At 28.4% G+C, this 15,073-nt stretch carries 11 protein-coding genes, 1 tRNA gene and 1 CRISPR repeat array; of the genes, 10 read left to right on the top strand and 2 right to left on the bottom strand.

The window, feature by feature from the left end; translation table 11 throughout:
• Position 1: 1 nt before the first annotated feature.
• Positions 2-787: a ribonuclease HIII gene (gene rnhC, locus DW911_RS01250; RefSeq protein WP_118432062.1), complete on the bottom strand. Its 786-nt coding sequence runs from the start codon at positions 785-787 to the stop codon at positions 2-4.
• 99 nt (positions 788-886) lie between these two features.
• Here rnhC and DW911_RS01245 point away from each other — a divergent pair, with 99 nt between their 5' ends.
• The 6 genes from DW911_RS01245 (at position 887) to DW911_RS01220 (ending at position 7,703) form a co-directional block, all read left to right on the top strand.
• Entirely contained in the window at positions 887-1,705 is an 819-nt protein-coding gene (locus tag DW911_RS01245; protein ID WP_118432060.1) for a CvpA family protein, read from the top strand.
• Positions 1,695-4,007: an endonuclease MutS2 gene (locus DW911_RS01240; protein ID WP_118432058.1), complete on the top strand. Its 2,313-nt coding sequence runs from the start codon at positions 1,695-1,697 to the stop codon at positions 4,005-4,007. Before DW911_RS01245 ends, DW911_RS01240 begins: the two co-directional genes overlap by 11 nt.
• A complete protein-coding gene (gene uvrC / locus DW911_RS01235; RefSeq protein WP_118432056.1) occupies positions 4,007-5,776 on the top strand; it encodes an excinuclease ABC subunit UvrC in 1,770 nt (589 codons plus the stop codon). The genes DW911_RS01240 and uvrC overlap by 1 nt, the downstream gene beginning before the upstream one ends.
• 39 nt (positions 5,777-5,815) lie before the next feature.
• Positions 5,816-6,013, top strand: a complete 198-nt coding sequence (locus DW911_RS01230) for a helix-turn-helix domain-containing protein (protein WP_118432054.1) — start codon at positions 5,816-5,818, stop codon at positions 6,011-6,013.
• Positions 6,014-6,066: 53 nt separating this feature from the next.
• Entirely contained in the window at positions 6,067-7,206 is a 1,140-nt protein-coding gene (locus DW911_RS01225; protein WP_233541826.1) for a M15 family metallopeptidase, read from the top strand.
• 86 nt (positions 7,207-7,292) lie between these two features.
• Positions 7,293-7,703 carry a GNAT family N-acetyltransferase gene (locus tag DW911_RS01220; RefSeq protein ID WP_118432050.1) on the top strand — a complete coding sequence of 137 codons (411 nt, stop codon included), beginning with the start codon at positions 7,293-7,295 and terminating at the stop codon, positions 7,701-7,703.
• A gap of 74 nt (positions 7,704-7,777) precedes the next feature.
• On the opposite strand, the gene DW911_RS01215 is transcribed toward DW911_RS01220, so the two are convergent.
• Positions 7,778-7,854, bottom strand: a tRNA-Arg gene (locus DW911_RS01215).
• Between the two features lie 142 nt (positions 7,855-7,996).
• On the opposite strand from DW911_RS01215, the gene cas9 reads away from it, so the two are divergent.
• The 4 genes from cas9 (at position 7,997) to DW911_RS01195 (ending at position 13,459) form a co-directional block, all read left to right on the top strand.
• Positions 7,997-11,314: a type II CRISPR RNA-guided endonuclease Cas9 gene (cas9, locus tag DW911_RS01210; protein ID WP_118432049.1), complete on the top strand. Its 3,318-nt coding sequence runs from the start codon at positions 7,997-7,999 to the stop codon at positions 11,312-11,314.
• Positions 11,315-11,413: 99 nt separating this feature from the next.
• Positions 11,414-12,307: a type II CRISPR-associated endonuclease Cas1 gene (cas1, locus tag DW911_RS01205; RefSeq protein WP_118432047.1), complete on the top strand. Its 894-nt coding sequence runs from the start codon at positions 11,414-11,416 to the stop codon at positions 12,305-12,307.
• A 4-nt stretch (positions 12,308-12,311) separates the two neighbouring features.
• A complete protein-coding gene (cas2, locus tag DW911_RS01200; RefSeq protein WP_233542978.1) occupies positions 12,312-12,620 on the top strand; it encodes a CRISPR-associated endonuclease Cas2 in 309 nt (102 codons plus the stop codon).
• A gap of 38 nt (positions 12,621-12,658) precedes the next feature.
• Entirely contained in the window at positions 12,659-13,459 is an 801-nt protein-coding gene (locus tag DW911_RS01195) for a hypothetical protein (RefSeq protein ID WP_147358155.1), read from the top strand.
• Positions 13,460-13,506: 47 nt separating this feature from the next.
• Positions 13,507-14,598: a CRISPR direct-repeat array (repeat unit 36 nt; unit sequence GTTTTGTTACCATATGGATTTTTGCTAGAATAAGAC).
• Positions 14,599-15,073 lie beyond the last annotated feature (475 nt).

The following is a 15,073-nucleotide window of genomic DNA, read 5'->3' as shown; positions in this document are numbered from 1 at the left end:
CTTATTTCTTAAGTGCTTCTTTTACTCTTTTAAAGTTTGTCATATTTGTTTTGGTTACTTTAAGTAACATCTTTTCACCATATTTTCTTGCAATATCTACTGCTACATTTTCAACAGTGGAAGTTGTGCCACGAGGTAGTTTTATTTTTAAACTGCGAGACATATTATTAAAATACTGATAATATGCATACCTTGATAATATTGCAGAACACATAATTCCTAAATACTTCTCTTCACCTTTTTGTTCAAAAGATAAATCCTTAACAACAATTACTTCATTTTTTAAATAATTATAATAAGTTTTAGGAGAAACAAATTGATTTACCACTTTTTTATCAATTTTCATTGCCACTTTTTGCATTACATTCGTTACAGCTTGATTATATAATTTAGCTTTAATGTTAGCTAAATTAAAACCTTCTTGTGCCATATGATTATAATGCGAATTATCTAATATAAGCAAACTGTAAATTAAACGATCTTTTATTTCACGAGCGGTCTCAATTATTTCTTTTGAAGTCATTGTTTTAGGATCTCGAATATTTAAACTCACTAACCAATCAAAGTCACGTTCGTCGACGTAACAAGCAACAACGCATAATGGACCAAAAAAGTCCCCAGAACCTGTCTCATCACAACCAATATGTGATAAGTCGTAATAATTTTTTGCGCGCTCATCATTTAACGCTGATACGTTACTTCCATGTTCATTTAAAGGAGCGTGATATGAGGCATGCATGTTTATAATGTTTGAATTTGCAGAACAATTATTTTTTTCTACATTCATGTTTTATCTAACCTCCTGACGTATATACTAATTATAGCATAAATTTGTCATTTTGACACTATATTTTTGTTTTGGTACAATAATCCAAGGGGTGATGACATGATTTGGCAAATGAAACCGTTCATTATAGATTTTATTGTCGTTTTATTTTTTCTTTTGATGATTTTTATAGGTCTTATTAAAGGATTTGCAGTAAGACTTTATGATTTTTTAGCTACTATTTTAGCTGTAATTGTGGCTTATTTTTTGTCGAGTCCGCTGTCATATATATTTGTTATTTATCAAAGTGAAGGTTTACTAGAATTTTTAGGAGAATATATCAATCGTATTATTTTATTCTTTATCATTTTTGTAATCTCAAAAATTGTTTTTGCTTTATTAGGAAGGATAATAAAGCCATTGTTTAAATCTTTATTGCATCATTTTTCTCTTACTCGTTTTGCAGATCGTATCTTAGGGATGGTTTTAAGTGCTTTAGAAGCCATCGTTATGATTTATATTGCTTTAACAATGGTTGTTGTTCCTTTTATAAGTGATGGAAAGAAAATGGTTAAGAATACAATTATTGCGAGTAGAGCCATTGAATTGGTTCCTTACTATAGCGATATGCTAAGTGATATCAGTAATGATTATATGCAAATGGATGCTATTTTTAAAAAATCAAGTTCATATGATGGTAAAGATAGCCAAACTGTTTATATGATGAGTCAAACTTTACAACATGGCTATGATTATCATTTGTTGACACAAAGTCAATTAGATGAAAAAATAAATGATTACTATTTAAGTTTAGATCATGTAACACTTGATCAACAACAGTATCAGGCTTTAATAAAGCTATTAAATACGGGTTCAAATCAAGTTAAAAAGAATGAAATATTAAGTAAAATAGAAGTAGGTGATGGACATGAAAAATAATGATGATACTTTAGAATTTAATGAAATAAAAAAACAAATTGCTGCTCTTTGTCATAGTGAACTTTCTAAACAAAAAATAACAGCATTAAAACCTTATCAAGATTTAGATGATTTACAATACCAACAACAATATATTCTTGATGGAATGGCTCTTATTTATGCTTATGGCAATGTTCCTTTAGGACAGTTTGATGATATAAAACCGCATTTAGATAAAGCTAATAAAGATGGTGTTTTATTCCCTGATGAGCTATTAAGTATTCAATCATTACTTTATAACATTAAAGAAGTAAAACAGTATCTTTCATCCAATGATGCAACACATAGTCAATTAACTCAATTAATAGATTTACTTTATTTACCACAAGAACTATTGGATCAAATTCATCATTGTATTGATCCTTCAGGACATATTCAAGATCATGCTAGTCATGAACTTTATACAATTAGACAACGTTTAATGCATTTACAATCACAAATTAGAAAAAGAATAGAAAGTATTAAAGCTAAAAATGTAGATTTACTATCACAAGATGGTATTTCTTCTCGTAATGATCATTTAGTTTTACCGGTTAAAGCTGGGTATAAAAATCAAGTATCAGGAATTGTTCATGGTCATTCGGCAACGGGAAGAACATTATTTATTGAACCAGCTGAGATTGTGGCGCTTAACAATCAATTAGCCTCTTTGCAACAAGATGAACAAATAGAAATACATCGTATTTTATTAGAATTATCAAGAATGGTAAAAAGACATTTCGATATTTTATTAGAAGATTGTCAAAATTTAACAGAAATTGATTATATTTTTGCGATTAGTTTATTTGGTAAAAAGAATGAAATGATTTTACCTGAGGTTCATCAAGATTATCAAAGTTTAGTTTTAAAACAAGCAAAACATCCTTTAATTGAGCGACAACAGGTTGTTGCCAATGATATCGTCTTACAAAAACCACAAAATATTTTATTAATTAGTGGAAGTAATACGGGAGGTAAGACCGTTGTATTAAAAACAGCAGGTTTACTTTCTTTAATGGCTATATGTGGACTTCCAGTTCTTGCAAGCGAAGCCAAGATTCCATTATTTCATGATATCTATGTTGATTTAGGTGACGAGCAATCTATTGAACAGTCTTTATCTACTTTTTCATCACATATGAAAAGATTAGTGCATATTACTGAACATGCCAAGTTCAATAGTTTAGTTTTAATTGATGAAATTGGTTCAGGAACTGATCCACAAGAAGGTCAAAGTATTGCTCAAGCAATCTTACAATATCTTCATCAAAAAGGGTGCTTGGTGTTAACTTCTACCCATTATTCAGGATTGAAAGAATATGCGAAGGCTTCTGATTATGTCAAAGTCGCTTCAGTAGAATTTGATCAACAAGCAATGAAGCCGACATACCGTTTGATTGAAGGAAGTGTTGGTAATTCTTATGCTATTGAGATTTCTGCAAGATTGGGGTTAGATCAAGATATTGTCCAAGACGCTAAAAAGATCAAAGAAGCTTCACTTACTACTTCACAACGATTATTAGAGAAGTTACAAGATGAATTATCTAGGGTTCAACAAGAAAAAGATCAACTTGATGAATTGTTATTAGAAGCAAAAAAGAAGAATAATGAATATAACGATAAATTAAATAAATGGCAAAGTCAAAAAGAACAATTAATGGAAGAAGCTAAAAATGAAGCCAATGAAATTATTGAACAAGCTAAAACACAAGTTTCTAGGGTAATGAAGAATCTAAATGAACAAAGTCAATTAAAACCACATCAGGTTATTGACGCTAAACGTCAATTAGATTTATCTAAACACGAAAAAGAAAAAGTAGTTCGCCAAAATCATCATCAATTTAAAATAGGTGATGTTGTCAAGGTTCTTTCGGTTAATCGTCAAGGAGAAGTCATGGATATCAATAAAAAAGGTGTACTTACTATTGGTATGGGTGGTTTAAAAATCAATGCCAAAACAAATGAAGTTGAATTCTTACATGAAAAAGTAAAAGAAAAAGTAGTAAAGAGTAGTTTAAAACCATTAAAAACATCTAAACCTCAAGGATATGAATTAAATATTATTGGCTTACGTTATGAAGAAGCGATGATCAAAGTAGACAAGTTTATTGATGATGCTCTTGTTCATCGTTATTCGATGGTGCGTATTGTTCATGGTATGGGGACAGGTGTTTTAAGAAAGGGAGTAAGAAAGTTGTTAGATAAAAATAAATATGTTGTATCTTATCGTGATGGAGGACCTAATGAAGGTGGCTTAGGGGCAACCTTGGTGTATTTTGAATAATGGATATAACTTATATAAAAAATAAACTTTCTTTACTGCCTTTAAAACCAGGGTGTTATTTAATGAAAAATAAAGAAGGAACAGTGATTTATGTTGGAAAAGCAAAAAAATTAAAGAATCGAGTTTCTTCTTACTTTGCTGGCAGTCATAACTATAAAACAACAAAACTTGTAGGTGAAATCGAGGATTTTGAATATATTGTTTGTGATAGTGAAAAGGAAGCGTTATTATTAGAAATTAATTTAATCAAAGATTATGCTCCTAAATATAATATTTCTTTTATGGATAATAAATATTATCCATATATCCAAATGACTAAAGAAACACATCCTCGTTTAAAAATAGTTAGAAGTGCCAAAGATAAAAAACATAAATACTTTGGACCGTTTCCTGATGGTACAGCTGCTAGAGAAACTTTTAAATTATTAAATCGTCTTTATCCCCTTAGAAAATGTAATCATATACCTAAAAAGCCATGTCTTTATTATTCGTTGAATCAATGTTTAGGACCTTGTATTCATGAAGTAAATGAAGAAGTTTATAAAGATTTAACAAATCAGATTACCCGTTTTATTCAAGGTGATACTAAAGAAGTGATTGATGATTTAAAACAAAAAATGGAAGAAGCTTCCAAACAATTAAACTTTGAATTAGCCAAAGAATATCGTGATTTAATACAGCATATTCATCATGTAACAAGTAAACAGCATGTTCAATTTAGTGATTTAACAGATCGAGATATTATTGGTTATTATCAAGATAAAGGCTATCTATCTATTCAGTTATTTTTTATGCGTAATGGTAAACTATTGGCTAGAGATTTAAATTTAGTTCCTGCTAGTGATGATGTTCAGGAACAAATTATTCAATTTATTGTTGGCTTTTATCAAGAGAATACGTATCCTAAAGAGTTATTTGTACCGATGGATTTAGATACATCATTATTAGAAGAAATTGTAGAGTGTAAAATCATTAAACCCCAAAAAGGGAAAAAAGCAGATTTAGTCAATATGGCTTATGAAAATGCGAAAGAGTCATTAGAAAAGAAATTTTTATTGAAAGAAAAAAATGAAAAAGCAACCATTGGTGCAATCAAACAGTTAGGTGAAAAATTAAATATGCCTTTACCTAGAAGAATAGAATTATTTGATAACTCTAATATTCAAGGTGCCTATGCTGTAGCAGGAATGGTTTGTTTTATAGATGGTGTTCCAAGTAAAAAGAACTATCGTAAATTTAAAATTAAGACGGTTGAGGGACCGGATGATTATGCTAGTATGAAAGAAGTTATTTATCGTCGTTATTATCGTGTATTGGTAGATGGTTTAGAAAGACCGGATTTAATTATTGTCGATGGCGGTAAAGGGCAAATTAAAGTGGCTGATGAAGTCATTAAAAGTTTAAATATGGGGATACCAGTATGTGGTTTAGCCAAGGATGATAAGCATTCTACAGCTTTATTATTAGATGGACAAGGTCAAATTGTTCCTATTGATAAAAAGAGTGATTTATTTTTCTTGCTAACAAGAATGCAAGATGAAGTCCATCGTTATGCGATTTCTTTTCATAAAAATGTACGATCTAAATCTTTATTTCAATCTATTTTGGATAATGTAGAAGGAATTGGACCAAAACGTAAAAAAGAATTATTAAAGCATTTTGGCAGTGTTAAACGATTGAAGGAAGCATCAATTGATGAACTTAAAGAAGTGTTGCCACAAGATGTGGCACAAACTTTATATAAAGTTTTACAAAGTACCAATTCTTAGTTAATCACATATATTATAGTAGTGAGGGGATGCTATAATATGATTTTAACGCCACGAGAAAAAGAAATATTTAATTTATTAGTTGATAATTTTTCAACCAAAGAGATAGCTTTACAGCTTGGTATTAGTGAAAAGACAGTAAGAAATCATATTTCTAATGTGATTCAAAAACTAGGTGTTGATTCACGTATTCAAGCTGTTTTTGAATTAGTGAAATTAAAGGAATTGCGCTTATAAGCCATTCCTTTCTTTTCACTTCAAGATAGTATATAATGGGTGCAGGTGATAAAATGAAATTAAAACGTTGGCATTTATATGGAATAGCTTTTATTTGTTTTATATTAGCTTTTACAGCATTAAATTATAAATATGATCGTTTTTATCGTGTTAATGGCATTAACAATGATAATCGTGCATTAATTGAAAGATATTTAGATAAACAGGAACAAAATTATCTAATTGATAATGCTATTCCGGTTAATCAATTCATAGATTATATCACATATGATCAATTCAAATTACAAAACTATACATATTATAATTCTTTAAGAAAAGTAAAAACTTATAGTGATTTATCTGTTTTATTAGATGAAACCAATAAAATAGTAGATAAACTTACAGTAGAGTTTGGAAATCATATAGATACTAATTTTAATTTATTAATTAAAAATAATTTGGCTTTTGCTTATTTAAATAGCGAGTATTTTGATTTTGATAATATAGAATACTATCAATTATTACGTACTTTATATGATGATAGTGATTATAACTATATTGCTTTGACTAATCGTTATGTTTCAATTTTTGAAGAAGAAAATTTAACGAGCCGGATTATCTACCATCATTTTAAATCAATGATTGATACTTATGACGCTAATGGTGTTGCTACACTCATGACGAATACTTTAAAAGATGGAGCTAAACGTCTATATAAAATTGATTTAATGAAACAAGTTGTGAATAATCAAACTTTTATATCAAGTTATCAACCCAAAAAGCTGACGATGATAGCTGATATTCCTCGTTTGAGTTATACAATGTATTTACAAGATGAAGCCTATAATCAATTGAAATCAATGTATAAAGCGATGAATACGGAGTTAGATCATGGGTTTATAGTTTCAAAGGCTTATACTAGTTATGATGTGTTATCGCTAGAAGGTGATCAAGCAGGTTACAGTGAAATGCAATTAGGAACATCGGTCATCTTAAAGAAAAAAGGGATATCTGATCAGGACTTTAATCAAACAGATGTTTATCAATGGTTAATCAATCATAGTTATGAATATGGCTATATTTTACGTTATCCTCAAGATAAAGAGGCAGTAACAGGGCATGGCTATGATGCAACATGTTTTCGATATGTGGGTATAGATATTGCAACATCACTTCATCAAAATCAATTAGCATTAGAAGAATATCAAGAGTAGGTGGAGTCTAAAATGAAATATCAATTTGAAAAAGCAACACTTCAAGATGTAAATGAAGTATTTGAATTAGTTAAACAAAGAGTAGCGTGGATGAAGCAGGTATTCATCAATGGAATGATACAGATTATTTAAATGCTTATCCATTAGAATATTATCTTCAACAAGCTAAATTAAACCAATTGTATGTATTAAAAGATAACGAACATATTGTGGGAGCTATTGTATGTTTACAAGAAGACACACGTTGGCAAGATCAACAACCAGCTTACTATCTTCATAATTTTGTTAGTATGATAGGTATTCAAGGTGTGGGTTCTATTATTTTAAAAGAAGTAGAAAAACTAGCAAAAAGCAATCGTAAAACAAGATTACGTTTAGATTGTGCGATTGATAATCAAAAATTAAATGATTATTATGAAAGTCATGGTTTTTATTATGCAGGGAAATGTCAAGATGGACCTTATATTGGTAATAAAAGAGAAAAGGTTATAGAATAAAACGGTACAATATGTACCGTTTGTTTTTATATAAAATAAAAAAAGTCTTGAATAATCAAGACTTAATTTATAAATGGCGTCCACGAAGGGATTCGAACCCCTGACCGCACGCTTAGAAGGCGTGTGCTCTATCCAGCTGAGCTACGTAGACATCTCACCTAACTGCCTAATTAGAATAACATATATTTATTATTTAGGCAAGATAAAATTGAAAGAAGAATGAATAATTTTATCATATCATATTCGTGTTATTTATAGTATAATATATTTAATCTATGTAAAGGAGAAAAAATATGGGAAGATTGGTTTTAGGTTTGGATATTGGAATTACATCGGTGGGATATGGTGTAATTGATATTGATGAAAATACTTTTGTTGATTATGGGGTTCGTCTTTTTAAAGAAGGTACTGCTTCTGAAAATGAAAAAAGAAGAGCAAGCAGAAGTGCACGAAGATTAAAAAGAAGAAAAGTCAATCGCTTAGAAGATATGAAAAAATATCTTGAAAAAAATAATATGTATGTTGCATCTTATTATTATCTTAATCCATATAAAATGAGGGTAAAAGGGCTTAATGAAAAACTTTCTTTAGAAGAATTATGCTGTGCAATTATGCATATTACTAAAAAAAGGGGAACGACACTAGAAACATTAGCTGATGAAACAAAAGATGATGAAGGAACAAAAGCTGTTTTATCTTCTAATAGTCAGTTATTAAAAGACGGTAAATTTATTTGTGAAGTTCAATTAGAAAGATTAAACGAACAAGGACATATTAGAGGAACTGAAAATAACTTTAAAACAGAAGATTACCTTCATGAACTTGATGCTTTGCTTACCAAACAAAAAATTGATGAAAAGATAAAAAATGATATTGTTAGCATAGTAGCGAGAAGACGTCGTTATGATCAAGGACCGGGTAGTCAAATTTCGCCAACACCTTATGGAAGTTATCGTTTGGTTGATAATCAACTTGTTCATGTTAATTTAATAGATGTGATGAGAGGGAAATGTAGTATTTTTCCTGATCAATTAAGAGCACCTAAACAAGCTTATACAGCAGAATTATTTAACTTATTAAATGACTTAAATAATCTAACGATAAATGGTGAAAAAATATCAGTAGAACAAAAAGAACAAATTATCGAACATGTCAATACAAAAGGAAATATTACAGTTAAACAATTACTAAAATTATTAGATGTTAAAGAAATTGAAGTGAGTGGTTTTAGGATTGATAAAAATGAAAAACCAATCTTAACTGAATTTAAAGGATTTAATAAAGTTTTAAAGATATTTAAAAAATATAATCAAGAAAATAAGTTGGATGATAAAAATATTGTTGATCAAATTATTGATATTTGTACAAAAGCTAAAGGGGTAGAAGAAAGGTATGAACAAATAAAGACATTATATCCTGATTTTAATCAAGAAGTGCTAGTTGATCTTGCAAGTATGAAAGGAATATCTGGCTATCATTCACTGTCATTAAAAGCGATGAAGCTCTTGAATAAAGAATTATTAAATACTGAAATGAATCAAATGCAGTTATTACATCAAATGGATTTATTTAATAAAAATAGACCATCATTAAAAGGTAAAAAGAATATTGAAGCAGATGATAGTGCTATTTTGTCTCCCGTTGCTAAAAGAGCACATCGTGAAACATTTAAAGTCATTAATGATTTAAGAAAGAAATATGGTGAATTTGATAGTATAGTTATTGAAACAACAAGAGATAAAAATACACAAGAACAAAAAAATCGAATTAATGAAAATCAAAGACAATTTGAAAAGAAAAATAAAGAGATTGATGAAATTATTAAAGGAGCAGAAATTGATCCTGAAAGAGTGAATAATAAAACAAGAAATAAAATACGTTTATATTTAGAACAGGATTGTAAAACAGCGTATACGCAACAAGCGATAGATTTACATACTTTGATTTTTGATGATAAAGCTTATGAAATTGATCATATTATACCTTTATCAGTTTCTTTGGATGATTCATTATCAAACAAAGTTTTAACTTCAAGATTAGAAAATCAAGAAAAAGGAAATTTAACACCTATAGCAGCCTATTTGAAAAATAAATTCACTGATGGAAATCTCACAAATTATCAAACATTTGTGCGTAATAACAAAAATATGAATCGTAAGAAAAAAATGAATTTATTATTCGAAGAAGACATTACAAAGTATGATGTGGCGAAAAAGTTTATTAATCGTAATTTAGTAGATACAAGTTATGCTTGTCGAACTGTCATGAATACTTTACAACATTATTTTAAAGATAATGATATTGATACGAAAGTTCATACTATTAAAGGACAGGCAACGAATGCTTTTAGAAAAAGAATTAATTTACCAAAAGAACGTGAACAAGACTATTTTCATCACGCTATTGATGCTTTAATTGTAGCTTCATTAAAGAAAATGAATCTTATTAATTCTTATTTAATGACCTATGATTTAAAAGATTTATATGATGAAAAAACAGGAGAAGTCTTTAATGTTTTACCGGATAATCAATTTTTAGATCCAAAATATATATCATTTATTTCTAATTTAAAAAATATATACTATGAATCCAATCAATATGTTTTAGGTTTAATTGACAAAGATACTATGCATTATCCATTGATTAAGGTTTCTCATAAAATTGATACTAAACCTAATAGACAAATTGCTGATGAGACAATTTATAGTACAAGAAATGTAGATTCACAAGAAATGCTGGTAGAAAGAATCAAAAATATTTATGACCCAAAGGAAAAGAAAGCTATTGAACTTGTTAATAATATTATTAATGATGATACTGATAAATATATTATGAAACATAAAGATTCAAAAACTTTTGATAAAATAAAAGTAGTTGTATTAGATCATTTTAATACATATAAAGAATCTAATGAATATTATGGACTTGATAAAAAAGGTAAATATGTATTAAAAGGTGAAAATCCATTAACATTATATGAACATGACTTTGGACCGATTACTAAATATGCAAAGAAAAATAATGGACCAGCCATTACTTCTATCAAATTTTATTCAGAAAAACTAGGAAATCATTTAGAAATTACTTCAAACTATCGTGTTCATAACAAAAAAGTGATTCTTAAACAAATTAGTCCTTATCGTACTGATTTCTATTTATCACCTGAAGGAAAGTATAAATTTTTAACTGTACGTTATAAAGATGTATTCTATAGCAAAACAAAGCAAAAATATATTATTTCAAGAAAATGGTATGATCAAGAAAAACAAAACAAAGGAATAGGTGATGATTGGCAATTTGTATGTTCGATGCATCGAGATGAACTCATTGGTCTTGTTAAAAAAGCAGGAGATAAGTATGTTTATGATGCTGCTATGCAAGAGGGAGGCAAGACACAATACCATGACGGCGTTCACTATGAAATCTTGAAATTTACTGCAACTAATAATGATAAAAAAGGAATGTTTGAAGTAAAGCCAATTTGTATGATGTGCAATAAAAGGTTAATGCCATCTGTTGGCACATTCATCAAAATCCAAAAATTTGCAACAGATGCATTAGGAAATATGTATGAAATTAAAGAAAATATATTGAAATTAGAGTTTGATTAGGATATACTATAGATGGTTATATTCTAGCAAAAATTTATATGACCTAACAAAACAAGGGTTTATCCCGGATTCGGCTCTTCGGAGCCTTTTTTTGTTTTTATGGGACACAGAGTCATATACATTGAAAAATGTGAGTATCTGAAATTATATTTAGACAACATTAAAGTTCAATACAATGATATTGATTTATTGCTTCCTATTTCAGATATTCAAATCTTAGTTATAGACAATTATAAATCAAGTTTAAGTATACCTTTAATAAATAAATTAACAGAAAATAATATATGTACAATTATATGTGGGATAGACCATATCCCTAAAAGTTATATTTTACCAATGAATGGTCATTTTTCACAAAGTGGTAACATTAATAAACAAATCATGTGGGAAGATCAAAAGAAAAAAATACTACATCAAAAAATAGTAAAAGCAAAAATTTATAATCAAGCAGAAATATTAAAAAGAAATAATAGAAAATTTGAAGTGATTTTAAAACTATATCAATTTATGGATGAAGTTGAATTAGATGACGTAACCAATAGAGAAGGCTTAGCGGCTAAGATGTATTTTAGAGAAATGTTTGGTGATGATTTTGTACGCTTTGATGAAGATGTAATCAATGCAGGATTGAATTATGGTTATAGTATCTTTAGAGCACTTATTTCATCAATTATTGTAGCTAAAGGATATTTGCCAAATTTAGGTATCTTTCATCGAGGAAAACAGAATATGTTTAACTTAAGTGATGACATCATAGAAGTATTTAGACCAATAGTAGATCATTACGTATGTAATCATATGATGGAAGATATTCTTTTTAAACAAGAACATCGAGAAGCTTTAATTCAATTAACTTCTAAAAAAATAGAAATAGATGGTAGAAAGCAAACAGTAAGTAACGCTATATATGTTTATATTGAAAGTATTATTAAAGAATTAGAAACAGATGAAGTAGCTTATATATTTCCTTTACCTATTCTTTATGATTTATGAATTTATGAGACTCATACTATTCTTTGACTTGCCGATGACAACTAAAAAAGAAATAAAAACATATACTCATTTTAGAAAATATCTTATAAAAAATGGGTATATGATGATGCAGTTTTCTGTATATTGTAAAATATTTCCTAACCGAGAAGCTGCGGTTAAGCATGCGGATGTTTTAAGAAAAAATATTCCTAAAGAAGGACAAATAAGATTATTGATGGTTACGGAAAAACAATATGCAAGAATTGAAGTTATTGTCGGTGGAGTCTCAAATCAAGAAAAAATAGTCAATGCGGATTCATTTATAAAATTATGAATAGACTCACGATAAAAAAAGGAAATATAAAATATGATATGAACATTGAATATGTCAAATATTGTTTAGGATTTAATTACGAAGAAAAATTTAATTTTATGAAAATATTGAAAGAAGCTTGTCTGCATCCAAAAGAAAGCGAATATACTCAAAATAATACAGGTCATGCTCAAGTATTGATTAATGATGAAATCATTAATCCTAAAACAATCCAATATTTTCATGTATCTACAGATTATTCTCTTCTTAGTGATTTAAAGTTAACCAGTCAATCTATAGTCGCTAAATATTTAGAAGTATTAATTTCACAAAATGATAATACTGATACAATTAATACAATTAACTTATTGTTAGAGTCATTTAGTAGTGAGTTGGATAGCGATATAATACTATCAAGATTTATAACTTATACTCCTAAACAATTTTTAAAAATTCTTTTACCTGTATTTTTAAAGGAAGAAGAACAAGCTAACGAATATGACTTAACATATGAAGAGCTCATTCTTTTACAGTTGAAGATGATTGATTTTATATCTAAAAATCAAATAGAAAAAGCAAGAGTAATGAATTTAATTGAAATTCCAGTATTAACGAGAACAATCAATGATTACTTAAATATAATGAATCAATGTTTATCAATCATTATATTAAACAACACAAAAATAGAATTAGATATAAATCATATTTATCTATTTGATCATCTTTGCTTTGATTTAAATGATGAAAATATTTTATATAACGTATTTCTTGAAAAAGGCATTTGTACATTACAGGAGGCTAAAGCAGAAATGAAAAAACTTATAAACAACAAACTTGATATGTCTATAATAAACAGATAACAAAAAATGGTTGCATCTATTCAAATACATGATAGTATGTATTTGAGGTTTTGTTACCATATGGATTTTTGCTAGAATAAGACGGCAACAGATCGAGGAACAATTATTCACCGGTTTTGTTACCATATGGATTTTTGCTAGAATAAGACAAATGTGTACTAGTGGAAATTATGAAGTAAGTTTTGTTACCATATGGATTTTTGCTAGAATAAGACTCAATGATCTATATTATAATGCCTATAGATGTTTTGTTACCATATGGATTTTTGCTAGAATAAGACTATATTGTCGAATTTTGACCGAACCATCTCGTTTTGTTACCATATGGATTTTTGCTAGAATAAGACCTTCAGCTAACATCCTCTCATCACTACCGTGTTTTGTTACCATATGGATTTTTGCTAGAATAAGACTTGTTTGTAGCTGTTGAAGTTTGGTATCCGGTTTTGTTACCATATGGATTTTTGCTAGAATAAGACACAAAGATAATAACGGAGTTGCTATTTGTCGTTTTGTTACCATATGGATTTTTGCTAGAATAAGACCAATCTTGAAATCGTGGTTGATGGAAATGAGTTTTGTTACCATATGGATTTTTGCTAGAATAAGACATAAATTTACCTTTTGTAGTATCACCGTAAGTTTTGTTACCATATGGATTTTTGCTAGAATAAGACTGCTAAAAGAGAGCAAGAATAGACCAACCGGTTTTGTTACCATATGGATTTTTGCTAGAATAAGACTTAATTTGTCAAAACAAACTGTAAATGCTGGTTTTGTTACCATATGGATTTTTGCTAGAATAAGACAGATAATCGCAAACATAGATATTCCAGATTGTTTTGTTACCATATGGATTTTTGCTAGAATAAGACATTGGCACATATCATTGAATGATGATACTTGTTTTGTTACCATATGGATTTTTGCTAGAATAAGACAAGATATAACATGACTCCAAATGAACTTTTGTTTTGTTACCATATGGATTTTTGCTAGAATAAGACAAATGCATTTTTGCTAAAAATAAAAGGTGGGTTTTGTTATTATATGGATTTTTGCTAGAATAAGACATTACTTGATTCCAGTTAAGGAGTAAGTTTGTTTTGTTACCATATGGATTTTTGCTAGAATAAGACTACAAGGTACAAATACTGGTGCTAACTTTGGTTTTGTTACTCTATAGATTTTCTATTGAATTACTTTATTATTTTTCCTATAATATTTCTATAGGAGTGCTCCTTCGCCCTTTAAACACTGAAATATTGTGTCGGCGGGGGTGGCACTCCTATTTTTGTGTAGGTAGAGATAAAAAATGAGGAAGCGATGTTGGTGTTTTTTTAGTTAGAACTTATCAAAAAATTATAAGCAAAGATATTAAATAAAGAATATTAGCTAATTTTATTTAATGGGTATTTTGCCGTTTAAAAAATTTTTGTTAGAATATGGATAGAGGTAATTATTATGAAACTTTTAATATGTTTTTTTATTATATTGATTATCGTAAGGAGAAGACGTAATTCTTAAAAAGAAAAAAATGATAACATTGTGTATTCTTATTTTGAACTGAACCCAATTTGTTGGACAGATGAATTTCAGATAGTAACGATTATT

Source organism: Erysipelatoclostridium sp. AM42-17, assembly GCF_003480255.1.
Lineage (GTDB): Bacteria > Bacillota_I > Bacilli_A > Erysipelotrichales > Coprobacillaceae > Faecalibacillus.
Note: the sequence above shows the minus strand (reverse complement) of the source record. Positions and strands in the feature narration are given on the sequence as shown.

Bases quoted from the DNA above. Each gene is read 5' to 3' on its own strand.
- uvrC (WP_118432056.1), top strand. From the start codon at position 4,007: ATGGATATAACTTATATAAAAAATAAACTTTCTTTACTGCCTTTAAAA.
- cas9 (WP_118432049.1), top strand. From the start codon at position 7,997: ATGGGAAGATTGGTTTTAGGTTTGGATATTGGAATTACATCGGTGGGA.
- DW911_RS01230 (WP_118432054.1), top strand. From the start codon at position 5,816: ATGATTTTAACGCCACGAGAAAAAGAAATATTTAATTTATTAGTTGAT.
- DW911_RS01225 (WP_233541826.1), top strand. From the start codon at position 6,067: ATGAAATTAAAACGTTGGCATTTATATGGAATAGCTTTTATTTGTTTT.
- DW911_RS01245 (WP_118432060.1), top strand. From the start codon at position 887: ATGATTTGGCAAATGAAACCGTTCATTATAGATTTTATTGTCGTTTTA.
- DW911_RS01240 (WP_118432058.1), top strand. From the start codon at position 1,695: ATGAAAAATAATGATGATACTTTAGAATTTAATGAAATAAAAAAACAA.
- cas1 (WP_118432047.1), top strand. From the start codon at position 11,414: ATGGGACACAGAGTCATATACATTGAAAAATGTGAGTATCTGAAATTA.
- rnhC (WP_118432062.1), bottom strand. From the start codon at position 787: ATGAATGTAGAAAAAAATAATTGTTCTGCAAATTCAAACATTATAAAC.
- DW911_RS01195 (WP_147358155.1), top strand. From the start codon at position 12,659: ATGAACATTGAATATGTCAAATATTGTTTAGGATTTAATTACGAAGAA.
- cas2 (WP_233542978.1), top strand. From the start codon at position 12,312: ATGAGACTCATACTATTCTTTGACTTGCCGATGACAACTAAAAAAGAA.